General features: G+C 67.1%; 12 protein-coding genes and 1 tRNA gene. 9 read left to right on the plus strand and 4 right to left on the minus strand.

Annotated elements, in window-relative coordinates; genetic code table 11:
• Nucleotides 1–8 precede the first annotated feature (8 nt).
• From J2X70_RS03895 to J2X70_RS03905, 3 genes are all read right to left on the minus strand, one after another.
• Nucleotides 9–3,710, minus strand: a complete 3,702-nt coding sequence (locus tag J2X70_RS03895; RefSeq protein WP_309909030.1) for a hypothetical protein — start codon at nucleotides 3,708–3,710, stop codon at nucleotides 9–11.
• Nucleotides 3,707–9,886 carry a CshA/CshB family fibrillar adhesin-related protein gene (locus tag J2X70_RS03900; protein WP_309909032.1) on the minus strand — a complete coding sequence of 2,060 codons (6,180 nt, stop codon included), beginning with the start codon at nucleotides 9,884–9,886 and terminating at the stop codon, nucleotides 3,707–3,709. The genes J2X70_RS03895 and J2X70_RS03900 overlap by 4 nt, the downstream gene beginning before the upstream one ends.
• A gap of 660 nt (nucleotides 9,887–10,546) precedes the next feature.
• The gene (locus tag J2X70_RS03905) at nucleotides 10,547–11,011 is read right to left on the minus strand and encodes an N-acetyltransferase (protein WP_263929973.1); all 465 of its coding nucleotides are present in this window, start codon (nucleotides 11,009–11,011) and stop codon (nucleotides 10,547–10,549) included.
• A gap of 242 nt (nucleotides 11,012–11,253) precedes the next feature.
• On the opposite strand from J2X70_RS03905, the gene J2X70_RS03910 reads away from it, so the two are divergent.
• Both J2X70_RS03910 and J2X70_RS03915 read left to right on the plus strand, forming a co-directional pair.
• Nucleotides 11,254–11,682, plus strand: a complete 429-nt coding sequence (locus J2X70_RS03910) for a tyrosine-type recombinase/integrase (protein ID WP_309909034.1) — start codon at nucleotides 11,254–11,256, stop codon at nucleotides 11,680–11,682.
• A 145-nt stretch (nucleotides 11,683–11,827) separates the two neighbouring features.
• Nucleotides 11,828–12,295 (plus strand): SMI1/KNR4 family protein, encoded by a 468-nt coding sequence (locus J2X70_RS03915; protein WP_025874882.1) that lies wholly within the window; start codon nucleotides 11,828–11,830, stop codon nucleotides 12,293–12,295.
• A 119-nt stretch (nucleotides 12,296–12,414) separates the two neighbouring features.
• Here the strand turns inward: J2X70_RS03915 and J2X70_RS03920 are convergent.
• Nucleotides 12,415–12,491: transfer RNA gene (locus J2X70_RS03920), tRNA-Arg, on the minus strand.
• 185 nt (nucleotides 12,492–12,676) lie between these two features.
• Between J2X70_RS03920 and J2X70_RS03925 the strand changes: the two genes are divergently transcribed.
• From J2X70_RS03925 to J2X70_RS03955, 7 genes are all read left to right on the plus strand, one after another.
• Nucleotides 12,677–14,209, plus strand: coding sequence for an aldehyde dehydrogenase family protein (locus J2X70_RS03925; protein WP_032976092.1), 1,533 nt, complete (start codon nucleotides 12,677–12,679; stop codon nucleotides 14,207–14,209).
• A complete protein-coding gene (locus J2X70_RS03930) occupies nucleotides 14,209–15,060 on the plus strand; it encodes an SDR family oxidoreductase (protein WP_263929955.1) in 852 nt (283 codons plus the stop codon). The genes J2X70_RS03925 and J2X70_RS03930 overlap by 1 nt, the downstream gene beginning before the upstream one ends.
• A gap of 187 nt (nucleotides 15,061–15,247) precedes the next feature.
• Entirely contained in the window at nucleotides 15,248–15,538 is a 291-nt protein-coding gene (locus J2X70_RS03935) for a DUF4190 domain-containing protein (protein WP_025874887.1), read from the plus strand.
• A gap of 7 nt (nucleotides 15,539–15,545) precedes the next feature.
• A complete protein-coding gene (locus J2X70_RS03940) occupies nucleotides 15,546–16,316 on the plus strand; it encodes a class I SAM-dependent methyltransferase (RefSeq protein WP_099783791.1) in 771 nt (256 codons plus the stop codon).
• 9 nt (nucleotides 16,317–16,325) lie between these two features.
• Nucleotides 16,326–17,381 (plus strand): quinone-dependent dihydroorotate dehydrogenase, encoded by a 1,056-nt coding sequence (locus J2X70_RS03945; RefSeq protein WP_032976098.1) that lies wholly within the window; start codon nucleotides 16,326–16,328, stop codon nucleotides 17,379–17,381.
• 8 nt (nucleotides 17,382–17,389) lie between these two features.
• On the plus strand, nucleotides 17,390–18,454 hold the full coding sequence (murB, locus tag J2X70_RS03950) for a UDP-N-acetylmuramate dehydrogenase (protein WP_309909041.1): 1,065 nt from the start codon (nucleotides 17,390–17,392) through the stop codon (nucleotides 18,452–18,454).
• A 32-nt stretch (nucleotides 18,455–18,486) separates the two neighbouring features.
• Nucleotides 18,487–19,374 (plus strand): DMT family transporter, encoded by an 888-nt coding sequence (locus J2X70_RS03955; protein WP_032976099.1) that lies wholly within the window; start codon nucleotides 18,487–18,489, stop codon nucleotides 19,372–19,374.
• Nucleotides 19,375–19,625: the final 251 nt, after the last annotated feature.

The raw sequence follows: 19,625 nt of genomic DNA on the forward strand, positions 1-19,625 counted from the left end.
CCCGGTCCTCAATAGCGACCCACCAGGTTCAGGTACCAGCCGCGGTGGGTGTAGTCGAACTTCGTCAGATCGTCACTGAAGTCGGTGAAGTTGTAGCCCACGCCAACCCGGAAGTTGCGGCCGACGTCGCGGTCCACGCCGGCCAGCCAACCCTGCCGGCGACCGCCATCACGCACGTCCAGCAGGCGGTACTCCAGCAGGCCATGCCATTGGTAGTACAGGTCATAGCGCAGCTGCGCGGCGCCGAAGTTCGTGGCTGAATCGAACCACGGACCGGTTCCCCGGCCATAGCGGACCTCGCCTTCGCGGCGGGCCAGCTTGGCCGCCACTTCCCAGCGCTGGTCGATGCGGTACACGCCTTCCAGCGACAACACTTGGGTACGCTGGTCGTAGTCCACGCCGTTGACCTGGCCCATCGTCGACAGGTCGTACAGATAGCTGTAGCGGCCGAACAGCGCCCAGCGGTCATTGTCCCACGGGCGGTAGGCAAAGCCGAGATTGCCCTCGATGAAGCGGGCGCCGGCCACCGGGTTGATCGCATCGTCGGTGTCGGCGTAGTTGAACCGCGCAGCGATCCGCCAGCTGTCATTGAGACGGTGGCTGAGGCGGTTGGTGCTGACCCATTGCGTGCGGCGCTCGGCACCGGTATCGCGACGCCACTCCAGCTTGCTCTGCCAGTCGGTACCCGGCGACGTGCGGCCGCCGGACAGGCTGACGGCCTTGCGGTCGACCTGGCCATTGCTCGCATCCAGCTTGCCGTCGCTGAGGGTGAAGCCCGCATTCCAGCCCACCGCCGGATAGAAATCCATGCCGAACGTATTGGCCAGGCCGGATTCCTGGCCGGATTTGAGGAACTGGCTCTCGTTGAACACGTTGACCTGGTCGGACAGGCGCCAGCGCTGGCCCAGTGTCCAACCATCCTGCGCATTCGGGCTGAACAGCGGGTCGTATTCACTGCGGTCGGTGGACTGGGTGAACGCACCATAGAAGCTGTGCTGCGGGGTCAGCTTGTACTCGGCATTGACCTGCGTGGCACTGCCCCGATCACCATCGCTCACCTCCGCGCCGATCGTGGACAGGTTGGCGAAGGTGTAGGTACCACCGGCGACCACCGCATCATTGTCCGCGTAGCGGCCATGATCGTCATCGACGGTCAGCTGGCCGCCACCATAGATGTCCAGCGCGGTGCCGATGCGATGGGTGTAGCGCGCTGCCGCCAGCACACCTGCGTTGCTGCCGATGCCGCGGTCTTCCTGCACCCGTCGCAGCTCGGCCGACACGCGGTCGTTGTCACCGATCCGCCATTCGGCGCTGGCCTGGGCCTGGATCAACGATTCATTGCCACGCCGTGCTTCGCTGTAACGCGCATACAGGCTGAAATCGTCGGTCACGTAGCCCAGCAGTTCGGCGCCCTGTTCGCGCACGCGCTGGCCGGTGTCGAAGCGGCCCACCGAATAGCCTCCCTCGACCTGCCGCCACCAGGCGCCGGCACTCCAGTCGCGCTGGGTCCAGCCCAGCTCGCGCAGGTTCACCCGTGCCTCCACCGCGGTCGCCTCGCCTTCGCGCGGCCCCTCGGGGTTGAGGCGGGTGAAGCTCAGGCCACCATTGTCGGAGAAGAACACCGGCGCACTGGTCGCCTCGCTGCGGCTGTGCTCGACCTTCAGGTAGGTACCACGCCCGGCCTGCAAGGTCAGGTCCGCACCGCGCAGCGAATAGTCCTGCCCAGCGCGCTGTTCGTCCACATAGGTGGCCCCCACCGCCACGTGATCACCGAACCAGTGCTTGCCACGCACGCCAGCGGTGATGTCGTCATTGTCGAAGCCGGTCGGCACCCATTCGTAGTCGACGATCAGGCGCTGCTCGTAGCCGTCCAGCGGCACGTCGCGGCTGATCCGGCGCAGGTTCTCGCGGCTGACCTGGGCCAACGGCCGGGTCAGCAGGATGCGCCCCTGCAACGCGTCGATCTCGTAATCGGCACCGCGCACCAGCGACACCCGCTGTTCGACACGGCCGGTGGTGCGGTCACGGATCTCCAGCACCACCTGGTCCGAGCCGCGCAGGATGCTGGCGTGGCGCAGGTAATACAGGCTGCCGCCGGTGCCGATGAACTCGCTGTGGCCCGGCGCGGTCTCGGCCTGCGATCCGAACAGGCGCAGTTCGGTCTGCGCATCGCCCCACGCATTGGCGCCGCGTGAGCGCCACGACAGCGCCGCACCGTACAGCGAACGCACGTACTGGGCGTACTCGGTGCCGCTCAGCCCGGTGTTGTAGTTGCCCCACAGCGCCTGGTTCTTGTCCCAGTCCATGCGCAGGTAGAAGCGGCCCATGCTGTCGACGTCGCGCTGGGTCAGCGAATCGTCGCCATAGGTGGGGTAATAGAGGTCAGGGTCCAGGCTGCGGAACAGGTCCTGCGGATCGGCGGTGGTGAAACCGGTGAACAGCTCGTCCAGCGGCCGGTTCTGGGTATCGGCCTGCGCCGTCAACAGATAGCGACCACGCGTCTTGGCCTTCAAATAGAACGCCAGGCGCCCGTCACTGAGCACATCGTCATCGCGCTCGCCACGGGCGACATCGCGGCCCGCACCACTGGCCTTGTTCTGGTACACCGTGACATCGGCCAGGCCCACACCGAACAGATAGCTGCCGCTGACATCCACCTCCAGCGTGCGTGCGATGGCCGGCGCGTCGGGCCGCTCGACCCGCACGTCGAACACGTGGTGACCGATCGGCATCAGGTATTCAGCGGCGAATTTGCGGTCCTGGTCCAGCGGATAGCTTTCGCCATTGATCTTCAGTGCCGCGCCAAGCGGCAGGTCACGGCCCCGCAGGCGCACGCGCGAGCCGTACACCGGGATGTTCTGCTGGCGAAGACCGTTGCTGTCGAACACCTGCTCCAGCAGCGACAACGAAGCGGCCTGGTTGGCATCGACAGCCGTGCCGCGCCGATCTTCCAGGGCGTCACGCAGCTGCTGGTTGCCACGCTCCACTTCAGCCAGCGTCACCAGCTGCATGGACTGCGCCGAGGTCTCATCGACATTGCCCTCGGCATCGTACGCGCGCAGCACATAGACCAGGCGGTCGCCACGACGCAGCGGCGTGGACGCCGGCAGCGCACCGTCCCAACTGCCCTGCCCGACCGCAGCCACAGGCAGTTCAAAGGTCGCCAGGGGCGCGACCCGGTCACTGTCGCTGCCGCGGTAGAGGCTGACCTCCAGACGTTTGATGAACGCGGTGTAGTTGCCACGCACGAAGAATTCGACCGGACGCACGATGCGGCCCTGGTCGAACGCCACCATGCCCGGCGCCGAGATCGACAGCTCGGGCTGGCCCATGGCCGGGTCTTCGGTGGCCCAGATCGCGCCACCTTCCGGCAGGCGGATCATGAATTCACCGCGGACGGTCGCCTTGCCCGGCTCGTCCAGCGCCACGCTTACGCGCCGGTCCGGCTGCAGCACCTGCGATGACGAGCGCGTCGACGTGCCTTCGGTCACCGGCTCATCGAAGCTGCGCGAGCGCAGGGTGAACAGCAGGTCGCCCGCGGCGCTGCACTGGTTGCCCTCGCAGTGGATGGGCGCGCCATCGATGGGCGCGTCGTTGGCCGGCGGCGGCGCGGCCTGTGCGGTTGCTGCCAGACCCAGCAGCAGTGCCTGGTACAACGCAGCGCGGTGCAGGCGGGCGGGACGCCGGACGACAGAGTGGTGGGCGCTCATCGGCGGGCCTCCTGTTGGTGGGCCGCCGCGCGGGTGGCGGCGGTCTCCTCGTTGCGCACGCGCAGGCGTTGCTGCACGGCAGGGCTGAGCTGCACGCGCAGCGCTTCGAACACGGCATTGGCACGGCGCAGGCCCAACGCCTGGTTGTAGGCGTGGCTGCCACGCACATCGGTATGGCCGACCAGGCTGACCTGGCCGCCCCCCATCTGCTCCAGGCGCGCGGCGATGGCAGCCAGCAGCGGCTTGAACTCCTCGCGGATCACCGCCTTGTCGGTGTCGAACAGCACGTTGCCGAGCAGCGCGCCGCCGGCATCAACGCCAGCGACCAGCGAGTGCGGATCGCGCACGTCGGTACGCAGCTGCACCGTCAGGCCAGCGCGCGAACCCTCAGCCACTTCGGCCTGCAGCGCATCACGCACGGCCACCGCACGGGCGAAGGCCAATGCCTGGCTTTCGCCGTTGGCGGCAATCACCACGTCACCGCCCTGGTAGCGATCGACCACCTCGGCCATCTTCGCCAGCACCGGACGATAGCTGGCACGCAGCTCGCTGCTGCCCGGGGCGAACAACACTTCGCCCAAGGCCAGTTCGGCGCGCTCGGCGGACGCCTGCGGCGACGGCGGCAGGCGCACGCCGAAGCTGAAGCGGGTCGGCACGCCCTGGGTAACCCGCCGCAGCAACGGATTCTCGGTGGTCAGTCCGGAACCCGCCGGTACCGTTGCCGGGTCCAGCTTGACGATGAAGTTGCGGCCCAACCGCGCATCGCCACCGTGCACATCGGCCAGGTGGTAACGACCGAACGGATCGGTTTCGATCAGCAGGCCCTCCACGGTGGCCAGGCGCACGCCGGGAATGCCCTGCTCCTGGATGCCGCTGTTGCGGATCACGTAGGCCACTTCATAGCCCTCGGCCACCCGCGCGATCTCGCGATGCACGGCCGGCTCGGCTGCGGTCAGGCCCTTGGCCGCCTCGCCACTGCGCTGCACGGTTGCCACACCCTGCGCATCCAGCTGCAGGCGATGGCCCTGGGCGCTTTCCAGCACGAAATCATCGGTGAAGGACAGTTCGCGCAGGCGCTGGCGGATCACCACCTGATGGCTCTCGACCGTGTCCGACGTAGACGCCAGGCCGTGTACCACGCCCACCTGCACGCCATGCAGCAGGGGCGCGCTGGCATCGGCCAACGGCTGCGGTCCATCGCCACGATCCAGCGTTGTCGAACCCGGCACGTACGCGGCAGGCGCGAAACCGCCCTGCACGCGAACACCGGTCAGTTCTGCACTGTCCTGCCAGCCGTCGCCGTCGCGGTCATCGAACACGGTGCCGAACACCAGGCTGTCTTCCAGCAGCGGGTCGGCATCCATGCGTACTTCAGCGGTCGCCACATTCGACAGCGGCGTGCCATCGTCAGCGGTGGCCACGGCCTGGTTGATGTGGTTGCCGGCACGCACGCCCGCGCCCACCCGCAACAGGTAGGTGATGGTGGCACTGCGGCCCACGACGATGTCGACCGCACCGATGCGCAGCGGGGTCTGGCTACCGCCCAGCGAGAACGCGCCGTCGTCGTCGGCCACGCGCATCGAGCCATCCACATAGCTGAAGCCCGGCGGCGGCGTATCGACCACCACGCCGTCGCGCCAATGGCTGCTGCCGACGTTCTCGACCACCAGCTGGTAGCGCACCAGGTCGCCCACCTTCACCAGCCGCGGGTTGGCGGTCTTGGTGATGCGCAGCGCGAAATCCGAGATCACCTTGTGCCGCGTTTCGCAGGTGGTGCACTCCGGCGGTGGCGATCCATCCGGATACTGGCCGCGCAGGCGGTTGAGCACCTCCGTGCGCGCCTCCTGGTTGACGATGGCCTGGTAGACGAATTCATGTTGCCCAACGGGAGTACCGGTCGGCAGGGTGCAGACGATGTCGGTGCCCTGCTGCACGCAGCCTGCCGGTAGCGTGTCCACGCTCAGGCCCGCATCGGGCGTATCCAGCAGCTGCAACGGCTGGCGCAGCGAGGCGCGCTCGACCGTGGCCCGCAGGGTGTAGCGCAACCGGTCACCCGGACGCACTTCACTGCCACTTGCAGGGCCGGACAGTTTTTCCAGCACCACGCGCGGCTCGGCCAGCACGTGCTCGGTGCTGCAGGTTACCGAGCAGCTGGGCGTATCGCCCCCACTGCCCAGCACCGCGTTGCGGACGCTGCCACTGGCCTGCGCGTTGACCTGCGCGCGGTAGCCCAGCGTGTAGGTGCCGGGTGCGGTACCTGCCGGCAGCGTGCACACCAGCGGATTGCTGGCATTGCAGGTGAAGGCGCCTGGCTGGGTCACCGACTGCAGGTCCAGGCCTGCGCCCAGGGTATCGGTCAGGGTGAGCACATCGGTGGTCTGCGAGTTGGCGACCACCACCTCGACGCTGTAGTCCACCGCATCGCCGATGTTGACCGGCGATGCCGTGCTGGAGGACTTGCGGTAGGTGACCGTCGCCGCCAGCACCGGGGTGGTGGTGGTGCAGTCGGTGGCACAGGTGTTGGTACCGGTGCCGCTGCCAAGCACGGCATTGCTGACGCTGCCCTTGGCCTGCGCGTTCACCGTCGCGGTGTAGTTCACCGTGTAGGTGCCAGGTGCGGTGGCCGCCGGCAACGTGCACACCAGCGGGTTGGCGGCATTGCAGGTAAAGCCGGTGGTGGCAGTGACTGAACCGAAGTCCAGGCCCTGCCCCATCGTGTCGGTCAGGGTGAATACAGCGGTGGTGCGCGAGCGGCTGACCACGGCGGTCAGGGTGTAGGCGATGCTGTCGCCCACCTTGACCGCGCCGGCCGCAGCCGAGGTCTTGCGGTAGTCGATCTGGCTGCCAGCCACCGGCGTGGTGGTATCGCAGTTGACGGTGCAGCTGGGGTTGTCGCCACCGCTGCCGAGCACCGCGTTGGTCACCTGGCCGGTGGCCTGGGCGTTGACCACTGCGGTGTAAGACAGGCTGTAGCTGCCTGGCGCAGTGCCGGCCGGCAACGTGCACACCAGCGGGTTGGCCGCGTTGCAGGTGTAGGCGCCGGCACTGGTCACGCTGCCGAAATCGAGGCCGCTGCCCAGCGTATCGGTCAGCGTCACCACGTCGGTGGTGCGCGAGTTGGTCACCACCGTGGTCAAGGTGTAGGCCAGACTGTCACCCACCGACACGGGGCCGGCACTGTTCACCGACTTGGCATAGCTCACGCCCGGCGTCGCCACCGGCGTGGTGGTATCGCAGTTGGTCGTGCACGAGGGCGTGTCGGTGCCGGTGCCGAGCACGGCATTGCGCACCGTGCCACTGGCCTGCGCATTGACCGTGGCGGAGTAGCTCAGGCTGTAGGTGCCCGGCACCGTCCCTGCAGGCAGCGTGCACACCAGCGGGTTGGCCGCATTGCAGGTGAAGATGCCCGCGCTGGTCACGCTGCTGAAGTCCAGGCCGCTGCCCAGCGTATCGGTCAGGGTAACCACATCGGTGGTGCGCGAACGCGCAACGGTCACGCTGAGCGTGTAGCCGATGCTGTCGCCCACCCGTACCGGTCCACCGGTGGAGGCCAGCTTGGCGTAACTCACCTGCGGGCTGGCCAGCGGCGTGGTGGTATCACAGCTGCCGACGCACGACGGATTGTCCGGACCGCTCGGCACTACGGCATTGCGCACCTGGCCAACCGCCTGTGCGTTGACGATGCCGGTATAGGAGAACGCGTAGCTGCCGGGCACGGTGCCGGCGGGCAGCGTGCATACCAGCGGATTGCCGGGCACGCAGATGAAGCCGCCGGCATTGGTCATGCCGCCGAAGTCCAGGCCAGTGCCCAGGGTATCGGTCAATGTGACGGCAGCGGTGGTGCGCGCATCGGCCACGACCACGCTCACCGTGTAGGCAACGCTGTCGCCCACCGCGACCGGGCCGGCGGTAGCGCTGGCCTTGGACACCGAGACGCGCGGCGCCGCCACCGGCGTGGTGGTGGTGCAGTTGCTGCTGCAGGTGGGAGTGTCGGTGCCGGTACCCACCACCGTGTTGACCACCTGGCCGCTGGCCTGCGCGTTGACGGTGGCCGCATAGGTCAGGCTGTAGGTACCCGGTACGGTGCCCGCTGGCAGCGTGCACACCAGCGGATTGGCGGCATTGCAGGTAAAGGCGCCGGCGTTGGTCACGCTGGCGAAATCCAGACCGGTGCCGAGGGTATCGGTCAGGGTCAGCACGTCGCGGCTGTTGCCGTCGGCAATGGTGACATCTACGGTGTAGCTCACCGTCGCCCCCACCGCCACCGGACCGGTGGTGTTGGAGCGTTTCGCGTAGCTCACCCGTGTAACCGGAACGGTCACATCGCTGCGGGTGCAGTGGTTGGCATCGGTGCAGGCCTCGCCCGGTGCGGGCGGATTGCCACCATTGAACGGATCGTAGCCACCGCCGACGCTGGCGTGGTTGCGCAACAGGCCGCTTGCCGATGCGGACACGGTCACCGGCAGGGTGAAGCTGCTGCTGTCACCGGCGGTGCCGGCTGCCGACAGTACCTGGCTGCTGGTGCAGCTCACCGCCTGGCCGCTCGCCGTACAGCTCCAGCTGCCACTGCTGAGGGTACCGGTCCAGTTCGGGACGATCCCTGCCGGCAACTGGTCGCGCACAGTGATGACACCCGCCGGCACGTTCGGCGGATTGCCGGTCGGCACGTTGGTGGTGTTGCTGATCGTCAGCGTGTACTGGGTGCCGGCCTGGCCGTAGTTCCAGATGCCGCCGGTGGCATTGTTGCTCTTCACCACCTTCAGCGCGGGTGCGGTGATGGTGATCAGGTGGTCTTCCACTTCGCCGTCGTCGGCCACGCCGGTCGGCTGCTGGATCTGCGCCGCATTGGTCGCATAGCGCAGGCGCACGTAACTGCTGCCTGCGCTTACCTGCGCGGGCACGGTCCAGCTCAGGTTGGCCCCGCCACCACTGCATGCAGCGATGTTGCTGCGCTCGCCCGGGTCGAATGTGCCGTTGCGATTGAAATCGATCCAGCCGGCCACGCTGCCGCTGCCCACGCACGCCACAGGTTGGCTGATCTGGGTACCGGCCTGCATCACCGTCAGCACGTAGCTCGCCGGCCAGGCATTCTCTTCGTTGGGATTGCCCGAAGGGAAGTTGTCGTCGCCCTTCGCATCGGCGCTGTAGCTGCTCTTCTGCTCGGTATCCGGGCCCATCGTGCCGAGGAAATCGGTCAGCGGCGGTGCCAGGCCACCTGGCGTATAGCCGGCGGTGTTGATGTTGGTGGGGGTGGCGTTGACCGGCAGGCCATCCGGGCGGAACTGCAGATCGTCCACCACATGCATGGCGTCGCCATAGCTCTGCGGCGCATCACCGAAGTCGGCGTACGGCACCAGCAGGCCGATGGCGATGGCGGTGGTGCCGCCGCCGCGCATCGAGAAGCCCATGTTCACCGCGAGGTTGCCCGGCGCGTGCGCGGCATTGTCGAAATTGAGGAAGGTGACCGCAGCGGTGTTGTTGTCGTTGCCCGGCCCGAAGCGGATCACGCTGTTGCCGCCGCTGCTGGACTTGGTCACGTTGTAGGCACCTGCGCTGAGGTTCTTGCGCATCTCCACCACGTTCCAGGTGCCCAGTGCACTGGCTTCGACGAACTCGCCGCTGTTGTTGATCGACTCGGCGTCGGCCATCACCACGCCGCGCAGGCGATACGGTGCACCGCCCAGGGTCGAGACGCAGTTGATTTCGAAAGAGGATGTACCGCTGCTGCGCGAGATGCCTGCGATCAGCTGGTTGGCGCCGCCAGTGCCACCGACGTTGTACAGGTCGTCCAGGCTGTCGCCGCTGAAGTTGCCCGGGCGATAGCTCTGCAGGAGTCCGCCGCCACTGATGTTGGCCAGACTGCAGCTGACACTGAGGTTGATGCCCGCGGCCACCGGCATCGAGATCGACGAGGTATCACCATTGTTGAGCGTGACCCCGGCAGTGCCCAAGTCCGTGCCGCCCCCCCAGGTCAGCCACAGCACCGTGTTGCGGTACGGGCTGGTGCCGCCGGTCGCGTAGGCCGCAGCCCAGGCCGACGATGGCAGCACCACCGACAGCAGCAGCAACAGCAGACCGGCGGCCAGCCATCGCCCGGTCCGGCCGGGATGTGCACTTTTTTCAGGATGAACGGATTCACCGCCCGCGCTGATGCGCGACGTCGTCGACTGCCACATGTTGGTTTTTCCCCGTCATCAGCCCCACAGGGGAGCCGCTGTTCAGTGGGTACCGGGGAGGGTTCTGCCGGACCCGGAGACGCGTACGAATGCGTGTCTGCCGGTTCCGTGGCGACTACAACCGTCCCTGGACCCTGTTGGTCAGGTTCGCAAAACTGTGACGAAGATAACACAATACAAACAATTGTGTGATGTAGGTCACATTTAAGTTTGCCAAATCTGGCGCCGGCCCCACGAACACAGTTGTAGCAACGGGCCCCGGGGGCCTCGTGCACGGATCCGGCAGCCGCACCGCCCTTTCCGGCAATTCGTCACGCATTTTCGGAGCCGGCGCGATGCATCCGGCGTGGGGCGCACACAGAAAAACCGCCGGGCCATGGGCTACCGGCGGGAGCTGAAGTGGAAGGGGGATCGCGCCGCGCTTGGCGGCAGCCAGGCTTCTACCAGGGCACGAAGAGCAGGATCAGCACGATCACCAGCAGCACGGCGGCGACGGTCAGCAGCACGTTGCGCTGGCGCCACGAAGGCTTGGGGGTGCCGGGGGTATTCATGGGGGCGCTCCTAGGCAACCGATGGGGACGGCACCAGACTGCCGAGTCCGCTTGCAGCAGCGCGTGCACAGGATGTGCAGCGGGAGTGCAGAGCCCTGCCCTTTCCCCCTCAGGTTGTACGGCAGGCCATGAACAGCAGCTCCGGCGTGGAGGCGTCTTCGCTGGCGACGAAGCCGAGGTCGCGGTACAGCGCCACGGCCGCCTGATTGTCCCTATAGACCTTCAACGTCAGTTGCACGGCAGCGCTGCTGCGAAGGGCTTCGGCGCACAGTGCCGTCATCAACACCCGGCCAAGGCCACGGCCGCGTGCCTGCGGCGACACGATGATGCGCCCGATGTGCATGCTGTCAGGTGTTGTCTGCCAATACTGGCCGAAGCCCAGGCAGGCGCCGTCGGCATCCTGCAGTGTCCAGCCCGGACGCGAAGGCAACGCCAATGCAGCGGCGAAGGCTTCGGCAGGCAAGGGGAAGGGAATGCCGGGACCTGCCCAGCGCAGGGTCGCCTCAGGTGAGTCGAGCCAGCCGGCAACAACGGCAAACTGCGAAGGCTGGACAGGCTGCAGGACGTAATCCATGGCGCCGGCGCTGTTGCGGGCGCGCGTCCATGCGCCCGACGTGGGCAGACGCTTCACCGCGTCATGCGGGTCCAGCTGCTCCCAACCTTCCACGTTGTCGATCATCAGATGGCCGATCTTGTGAATCAGATAGTGCTGGCTGCCGTCGCGCGGCTGCTTCAGCTCGCCGCGGATCTACGACCGGGCGGCGATGCGGAAGCTGTACCGTGCGAACTCCCGCCGGGCGCCCCTTGTGGCTGTTCATGGCCCACACGGGATTGTACCGCGGGGAGCTGGTCGGACTGGGCAAGGACTCGGTGGCCGGGCGCAGGCTCAGGGTCGAGAGCGATCCGGACGAAGATGGCCAGGGACGCACGAAGTCGGGCAAGTGGCGCGAGGTGCCACTGAATCGGTATGCGCGCTGGGCGCTGCGCCAGCTACCCGATCCGCTGGTCGCCGTGCACAAGGACACGGTATCCGACTGGTTCGCCTCGGATGCCAAGCGTGCGGGAATCGGCGGCAGCCTCCACCGGCTACGGCACACCTTCTGCGCCCACATGGTCATGGCCGGGGTGCCGTTGCGAAGGGTGCAGATCCTGGCCGGGCACGCTGATTACGCCACGACCGAGAAGTACTACGCCCATTTGACGCCTGAAGGCGATGATGGCGCCGTGGCGAAGCTCCGGTACTGACCGGCGCCGCTGGGACCAAATCCTGTGGATATGCGGGAAACAGTGGGAATTGCACGCCACTGCGCTTGCCTGACTCATTGATTTTGGTAACCCCGGCCCGATGCTCGTTTCGTACAATCGGCAGTCCCGAACAAAGGAGACGACGATGCCGGGAGGTACCACCGTTGCCACTGCGGCGCTCATTGACGAGGCAGAGCGGGAGCTGTGCGTTGTGTTTCCAGTTGAACTCAGGGCCGTCTGGCTCACGCACAACGGCACCGAGCTACCGGGTGGGTGGCGATTTTTCCCGGTCTTTGACCCTGGCAACCCGCGGAAGACGGCCGGATCGGTCACGTATGAGAACCTGCGCGGTGCGTGGGGAATGCACCTTCGATCACTTGATCTTGTGGCGCTCGCGTCGAATGGAACCGGCAACCATCTGGTGATGCGGGTTGTGGACGGCGTCGCGATACGGGACATCCTCCACTGGAACCACGAAACCGAAAAGCTGACCCGCTGGAAGCCTGGCATCGATGCCGTGATGCGCTCCGCCCGAACGTCGGCGGAAAGGCTCGCCGCCATTCGCGCCACGCTCATGAAGGACACCCCGCGCGCTCGGCTTCCTGCCAGATAGATTCGCAGACGCAGACCGACTGTGACTACTGTGACCAAACGGCATGGATATGCCGAAAACAGTGGAGTAGACGCTATGCGCCGAATGGCTATGCGCCGAATGGCCTAAGCCATTGATTATGGTGACCCCGGCCCGATTCGAACGGGCGACCTTCCCCTTAGGAGGGGGACGCTCTATCCAGCTGAGCTACGGGGCCATGCAGCCGCCAAGTTTACAGGCAAGCCGCCCTGCCCTCCAAGCTTTCATCTGCCACACCATTGCCACTGGCGCGGCGCACCATGGTCAATCCGGGCGCTCTGCTACCATCGGCGGCTCAGTTCGTCGCGCCCCCACCTGCCCGCGGCGGCACCAAACACAACGTAACGAAACACAGGAGTCTGCATGTCTTCCGAGCTGCTCAAGTCCCTTGGTCTGGACGCGATCAACGCTGGCACCTACCTGGGCAACGGGGAGTGGTCGAGCGCTACCGGTGGTGAACTGATCACCCCGATCAATCCGACCACGGGCGAGCCGATCGCGCAGGTCCGCGCCACCACCGAAGCCGAGTACGAAACCGTCATCGCGCGCGCCCAGGAAGCCTTCAAGGTCTGGCGCACCACGCCGGCCCCGCGTCGCGGTGAAGCCGTGCGCCTGTGCGGCGAAGCGCTGCGCAAGCACAAGGATGCGCTGGGTTCGCTGGTCGCGCTGGAAATGGGCAAGAGCAAGCCTGAAGGCGACGGTGAAGTGCAGGAGATGATCGACATCGCCGACTTCGCCGTGGGCCAGAGCCGCATGCTGTACGGCTACACCATGCATTCCGAGCGCCCCGGCCACCGCATGTACGAGCAGTACCAGCCGCTCGGCTTGGTCGGCATCATCAGCGCGTTCAACTTCCCGGTGGCGGTGTGGGCATGGAACTCGTTCCTGGCCACGATCTGCGGCGACATCTGCCTGTGGAAGCCGTCCAACAAGACCCCGCTGACCGCCATCGCCTCGATGCGCATCTGCAATGAAGCGCTGCGCGATGCCGGTTTCCCGGACCTGTTCTTCCTGATCAACGACGCCGGCACCGCGCTGTCGGAAAAGATGGTGGCCGACAAGCGCGTGCCGCTGATCAGCTTCACCGGCTCGACCCAGGTCGGCCGCACGGTGGCCGAGAAGGTCGCCCACCGCCTTGGCCGCTGCCTGCTGGAACTGGGCGGCAACAACGCGATCATCCTCGACGAAACCGCCGACCTGAAGCTGGCCATTCCCGGCATCGTGTTCGGTGCGGTCGGCACCGCCGGCCAGCGCTGCACCACCACCCGCCGCCTGATCGTGCACGAATCCATCCATGACGACGTGCTGGCCACGCTGGTCAAGGCGTACAAGCAGGTGGAAGGCAAGATCGGCGATCCGACCGACCCGGCCAACCTGATGGGCCCGCTCAACAGCGACGGTGCCGTGCAGCAGTTCCTGGCGTCCATCGAAAAGGCCAAGGCCAGCGGCGGCACCATCGAAACCGGCGGCACGCGCATCGACCGCCCCGGCAACTTCGTGCTGCCGGCCATCGTCACCGGCCTGAAGAACAGCGATGAAGTGGTGCAGCACGAGACCTTCGCGCCGATCCTGTACGTGATGAAGTACAGCACGCTGGACGAAGCCATCGACATGCAGAACGGCGTGCCGCAGGGCCTGTCCTCGTCGATCTTCACCACCAACCTGAAGACTGCCGAGCGCTTCCTGTCGGCGGCCGGTTCGGACTGCGGCATCGCCAACGTCAACATCGGCACCTCGGGCGCGGAAATCGGTGGCGCCTTCGGTGGCGAGAAGGACACCGGCGGTGGTCGCGAGTCCGGTTCGGATGCATGGAAGGTCTACATGCGCCGCCAGACCAACACCATCAACTATTCGGATTCGCTGCCGCTGGCCCAGGGCATCAAGTTCGACCTGTGATGGCAAACGGTCCGGCCATGCACATGGGTCAGAGCCCCTCCGGGGATCCGACCCATGCCGTGCCGACCACTCAGGGTCGGATCCCCACAGGGGCTCCGACCCTCGAGTTCACCGGCCGCCGGGTGCTGATCGCCGGTGGCAGCAAGGGCATCGGCCGCGAACTGGCGCTGGCCTTCGCCCGCGCCGGTGCGCAGGTCTCGGCCTGCGCCCGCGGCCAGGCGGGGCTGGATGCTCTGCAGGCCGATGCGCAGGCCCAGGGCACGCAGCTGCACACCTTCGCCACCGATCTGGGCGACCTCGGCCGCATCGGCGCCTGGCTGCAGGCCGCTGCCGACGCGCTCGGCGGCATCGATGTGCTGGTCAACAACGCCACCGGCTACGGCATGGCCGATGACGAAGACGGCTGGGCCGCCAGCCTGCAGATCGACCTGATGGCGGCGGTCCGCGCATCGCGCCTTGCGCTGCCGTGGCTGCGCGCCTCGTCCGACGCCTGCATCCTCAACCTATCCTCGATCGCCGCGCAGCAACCGCGTCCCGGCGGCGCACCGTATGCGGCGGCCAAGGCCGCGCTGTCGCACTACACGACGTCGCAGGCCCTGGCACTGGCGCCGGACCGGATCCGGGTCAACGCGATCGCACCGGGCTCGATCGAATTTGCCGATGGCCTCTGGGATCGACGTCGTGTCGAAGATCCCGCCCTGTACCACGGCACCCTGGCGAGGATTCCGTTCGGCCGCTTCGGGCAGCCGCGCGAGATCGCCGACGCCGCGCTGTTCCTGTGCTCGCCGCTTGCGCGCTGGATCACCGGCCACGTGCTCAATGTCGATGGCGGCCAGGTGCTGATGGGCTAGCGCCGATCCCTCGGTAGCTACCAACCTTGGTTGGCGCCGCATTCGTCGACCAAGGTCGACGCCTGCCAAAGCCACCCCGCGCTCGGCCCCGATGGTTGCCAACCTTGCCTGGCAGCCTTGCATTGGCCGGACCATGGGATTGCCGGGGCAGACGCACTATCATGTCGGCACTGCCACGGAGGACTCGATGAGCGTGCCACCCCGACAGAGCAACGCCCTGGCCGTGGTCAGCCTGATCGCGGGCATCTGCAGCTGGACCGTGCTGCCGGGTGTCGCCGCCCTTGTTGCCATCATCACCGGGCACCTGGCCCGCGCCGAGATCCGCCGCCGCGCCGGCGAACAGGACGGCGATGGCATGGCCCTGGCCGGGTTGATCATGGGTTGGCTCAACATCCTCGCTGCGGTGGGCCTGGTGGCCATCCTGATCTTCGCGATGGTGGCCGCCGGCGCCGACGCCAAACCTGGACTGCGCTGGTGAAAGCACGATGACCTCCGCCGACAGCACTGAACGCTTCAGCAGCCGCGTCGCGGACTATGTCCGCTACCGCCCAGACTATCCGCCTGCCCTGATGGACTGGCTGCATGGCTCCATGGCCGTGGCAACCAGCGCGCGTGTCGCTGACATCGGCGCCGGCACCGGCATCTCCAGCCGGCAGTTCCTGGCCGCCGGCCATCCACTGGTCGCCGTCGAACCCAACGCGGCGATGCGCGCCGCCGCCGAGCACTGGCTTGCGCCGCAGTATCCGCAGTTCTCCGCCGTCGATGGCCGCGCCGAGGCCACCGGGCTGGCCGATGCCAGCGTTGATCTGGTCGGCGCCGCGCAGGCCTTCCACTGGTTCGACACCGTGGCCGTGCGCGCCGAATGGCAGCGCATCCTGCGCCCGGGCGGCCTGGCGCTGATCTACTGGAATTCGCGCCTGCTCGATGCCAGCCCGTTCCTGGTCGGCTACGAACAACTGCTGCTGGACTACGGCACCGACTACACCGCAGTGGCCGAACGCTACCAGGACGACGCCACCATGCAGGCCTGGTTCGGCTCCGGCCTGCGCGGCATGGTGCAGCTGCCGAACGTGCAGCACCTGGACCTGGACGCCCTGCGCGGGCGCCTGCTGTCTTCTTCCTACGCGCCGCAGCCCGGCCATCCGCGCCACGCGCCGATGCTGGCTGCGCTGCAGGACCTGTTCGCCGCCCATGCGGTCGACGGCCAGGTCGCTTTTGAATATCGAACCCGAGCCTTCCTCGGCACGCTGGACTGAAACCAACGCATGTATTCGCTTGCCCGCCCCTTCCTGTTCTCGCTCGACGCCGAACGCGCCCACGGTCTCGGCCTGTCCGCTCTGGACCTGGCCTATCGCACCGGCACCACGCCGCTGGTGGCCGCACGCATCGCGCCGATGCCCAGCACGGTGTTCGGGCTGACGTTCCCCAATCCGGTCGGCCTTGCTGCCGGCCTGGACAAGAATGGCGAGCACATCGATGCACTGTTCGCGCTGGGCTTCGGCTTCGTGGAGATCGGCACGATCACGCCGCGAGCGCAGGCCGGCAACCCCAAGCCGCGCCTGTTCCGGCTGCCGGCGCACAACGCGATCATCAACCGCATGGGCTTCAACAACGCCGGCGTGGATGCGCTGGTGCGCAACGTCGAACGCGCGCGCAACCGGCGCGGCCTGCTCGGCATCAACATCGGCAAGAACAAGGACACCCCCAACGAACAGGCGGCCGATGACTACATCGCCTGCATGGACAAGGTGTACCCGTTGGCCGACTACATCACCGTCAACATTTCCTCGCCCAACACGGCCGGCCTGCGCGAGCTGCAGGAAGAGACCGCGCTGCGGCAGCTGGTCAGCCAGCTGCGTGAGCGCCAGGAAGCACTGGCCGCGCAGCATGGCCGGCGCGTGCCGATGCTGGTGAAGGTGGCCCCGGACCTCAGCGAGCGCGACATCGATGCCGCCGCGCGCGTACTTGGCGAACTGCAGGTGGACGGCGTGATCGCCACCAACACCACCATCGACCACAGCCGGGTTGCCGGAGATCCGCTGGCCAATGAAGCCGGCGGGCTGTCCGGTGCACCGGTGCTGGAACAGTCCACCCTGGTACTGCGCCGCCTGCGTGCACGCCTGCCCGAATCAGTGCCGCTGGTCGGTGTCGGCGGCATCCTGTCCGGTGCCGACGCCGTGGCCAAGATGGCCGCCGGTGCGGCGCTGGTGCAGTGCTACAGCGGCCTGATCTTCAAGGGCCCGGCATTGGTCGCCGACTGCGTGGAGGCGATCCGCCGCCGACGCGAGGCGCCCAGTCGCGGCGCGGTGGCACCCCTGTGAGCATGCCCATGGACGACACCAACAACGCTGCAGCACCGCTGCGCTGGACCCTCACCCACAACGCGCCACTGCAGGCCCTGAACACGTTCCACGTGCAGGCCAGCGCAGCGCAGTTGCTGGAACTGCACGATGCCGCGCTGCTGCCGGAGGTTCTGGCGTTGCCGGAAGTGGCCAATGGTCCGCTGCTGGTGCTTGGCAGCGGCAGCAATGTGCTGATCGCCGAAGACCTGCCCGGCACCGTGCTGGTGTTCGGCAACCGCGAAATCAGTTTCCTCGAACACCGTGCCGACCACGCCGTGATCCGCGCTGGAGCCGGCGTGTCCTGGCACGGGCTGGTGATGTGGTCGCTGCAGGAAGGCCTGTCCGGCCTGGAAAACCTGGCCCTGATTCCCGGCACCGCCGGCGCATCGCCGATCCAGAACATCGGCGCCTATGGCGCGCAGGTCGGCGAGTTCATCCAGACCGTAGAGGCCTGGGACTGCCAGGAAGAAACCTGGGTACGGCTGGACAACGAACAGTGTGGCTTCGCCTACCGCGACAGCGTGTTCAAGCAGCAGCCGGACCGCTACCTGATCACCGCCATTGAACTGAAACTGCCGCTGCTGCACGACCTGCGCATGGGCTACGCCGGCATCCGCGAAGAACTGCAGGCGCAGGGCGTGGAACTGCCGAGCGCGGTGGACGTGGCCAATGCGGTGATCGCGATCCGTCGCCGCAAGCTGCCCGACCCCGACGTACTGGGCAACGCGGGCAGCTTCTTCAAGAACCCGGTGCTGCCGCTGGAACAGGTGGAGGTGCTGCTGCAGCACTTCCCCGAGCTGCCGGTGTTCCCGGCAGACCGCGACGACCGCCGCAAGGTCTCGGCGGCCTGGATGATCGAATCCTGTGGCTGGAAGGGCTTCCGCGAAGGTGATGCCGGCGTTGCGCCCAGCCACGCGCTGGTGCTGGTCAACCACGGCAACGCCACCGGCACTGAACTGCTGGCGCTGGCACGGCGGATCTCCGCCTCGGTACTGGAGAAGTTCGGCGTGCCGATCGAACCGGAGCCCCGCCTGCTCGGCGCACAGTGGTGAGCACACCCGCCCTACCCGCAAGCGCCACCCCATTGCGGGCGGCGCTGCTGATGCTCGGCAGCACCATGGCGTTCGGCCTGATGGCGGTGGCGATCCGCTACGCCACCCGCTACGTGCCGACCCAGGAAGTGGCGTTCTTCCGCAATGCCTTCGGCCTGCTTGCCCTGCTGCCGATGCTGCTGCGCCCAGGCCATGCACCGTTGAAGACCCAGCAGCTGCCGCGTTATTTCCTGCGCAGCGCGATCGGCCTGGGCTCGATGCTGTGCGCGTTCTGGGCATTGGGCCACTTGCCCCTGGCACAGGCCGTTTCGCTGTCCTACTCCACCCCGTTGTTCGTCACCATCGCGGCGGTGCTGTGGCTGGGCGAAACGGTACGCGTACGGCGCTGGGCAGCGGTGGTGGTCGGCTTCATCGGCGTGCTGGTGATCGTGCGGCCGGGCACCGCCGGCTTCACGTCCGGCAGCCTGATCGCCGTGGCCGCCGCCGTGCTCAGCTCGCTGGTGGCGATCCAGATCAAGCAGCTCACCCGTATCGACAGCGCCGACACCGTGGTGCTCTACACCTACGTGTTCTGGGTACCGCTGTCGCTGATACCGGCCTTGTTCGTGTGGGTCTGGCCCACCGGCATCGCCTGGCTCTGGCTGCTGGCCACTGGCGTGCTGGGCACCATCGGCCAGTTGCTGTGGACACGCGCACTGCGCCTGGGCGAAGTCTCCGCGTTGACCCCGATCAGCTTCCTGCAACTGCCGCTGGTGACCTTGTGTGGCTGGCTGTTGTTCGCCGAGACGGTGGATCGTTGGACCATCATTGGCGCCGGCATCATCCTCGCCGCCAACGCCTACATCGCCCATCGCGAAGCAGTGCTGTCACGGCGTGCAGCGAGCGTCGCCGCGAGCGCAGCGGCCAAGCCGGCAGAGTAAGGGTTCCGGCCGGGCTGCGCCCGGCACCCGTGGTAGTGCCGGCCGCTGGCCGGCAACCTCAACAGCAACAGCAACAGCAACAGCGGGCGTTCCGTGGGATGGCGGGGCGGTGTCGGATGGCGGGGACGCCGCAAGTACGTCCTTGTAGCAACTGTGTGCTGGAGGAGCGCCAGCCCTTCCGGTAAACGGGCACGGTAGTGCCGGCCGCTGGCCGGCAGCCTCAGGAGCAACGCCCTCTGGTGCGCTCAGGC

This window comes from Stenotrophomonas sp. 1337 (assembly GCF_031455455.1).
Taxonomy (GTDB): Bacteria; Pseudomonadota; Gammaproteobacteria; order Xanthomonadales; family Xanthomonadaceae; genus Stenotrophomonas; species Stenotrophomonas indicatrix.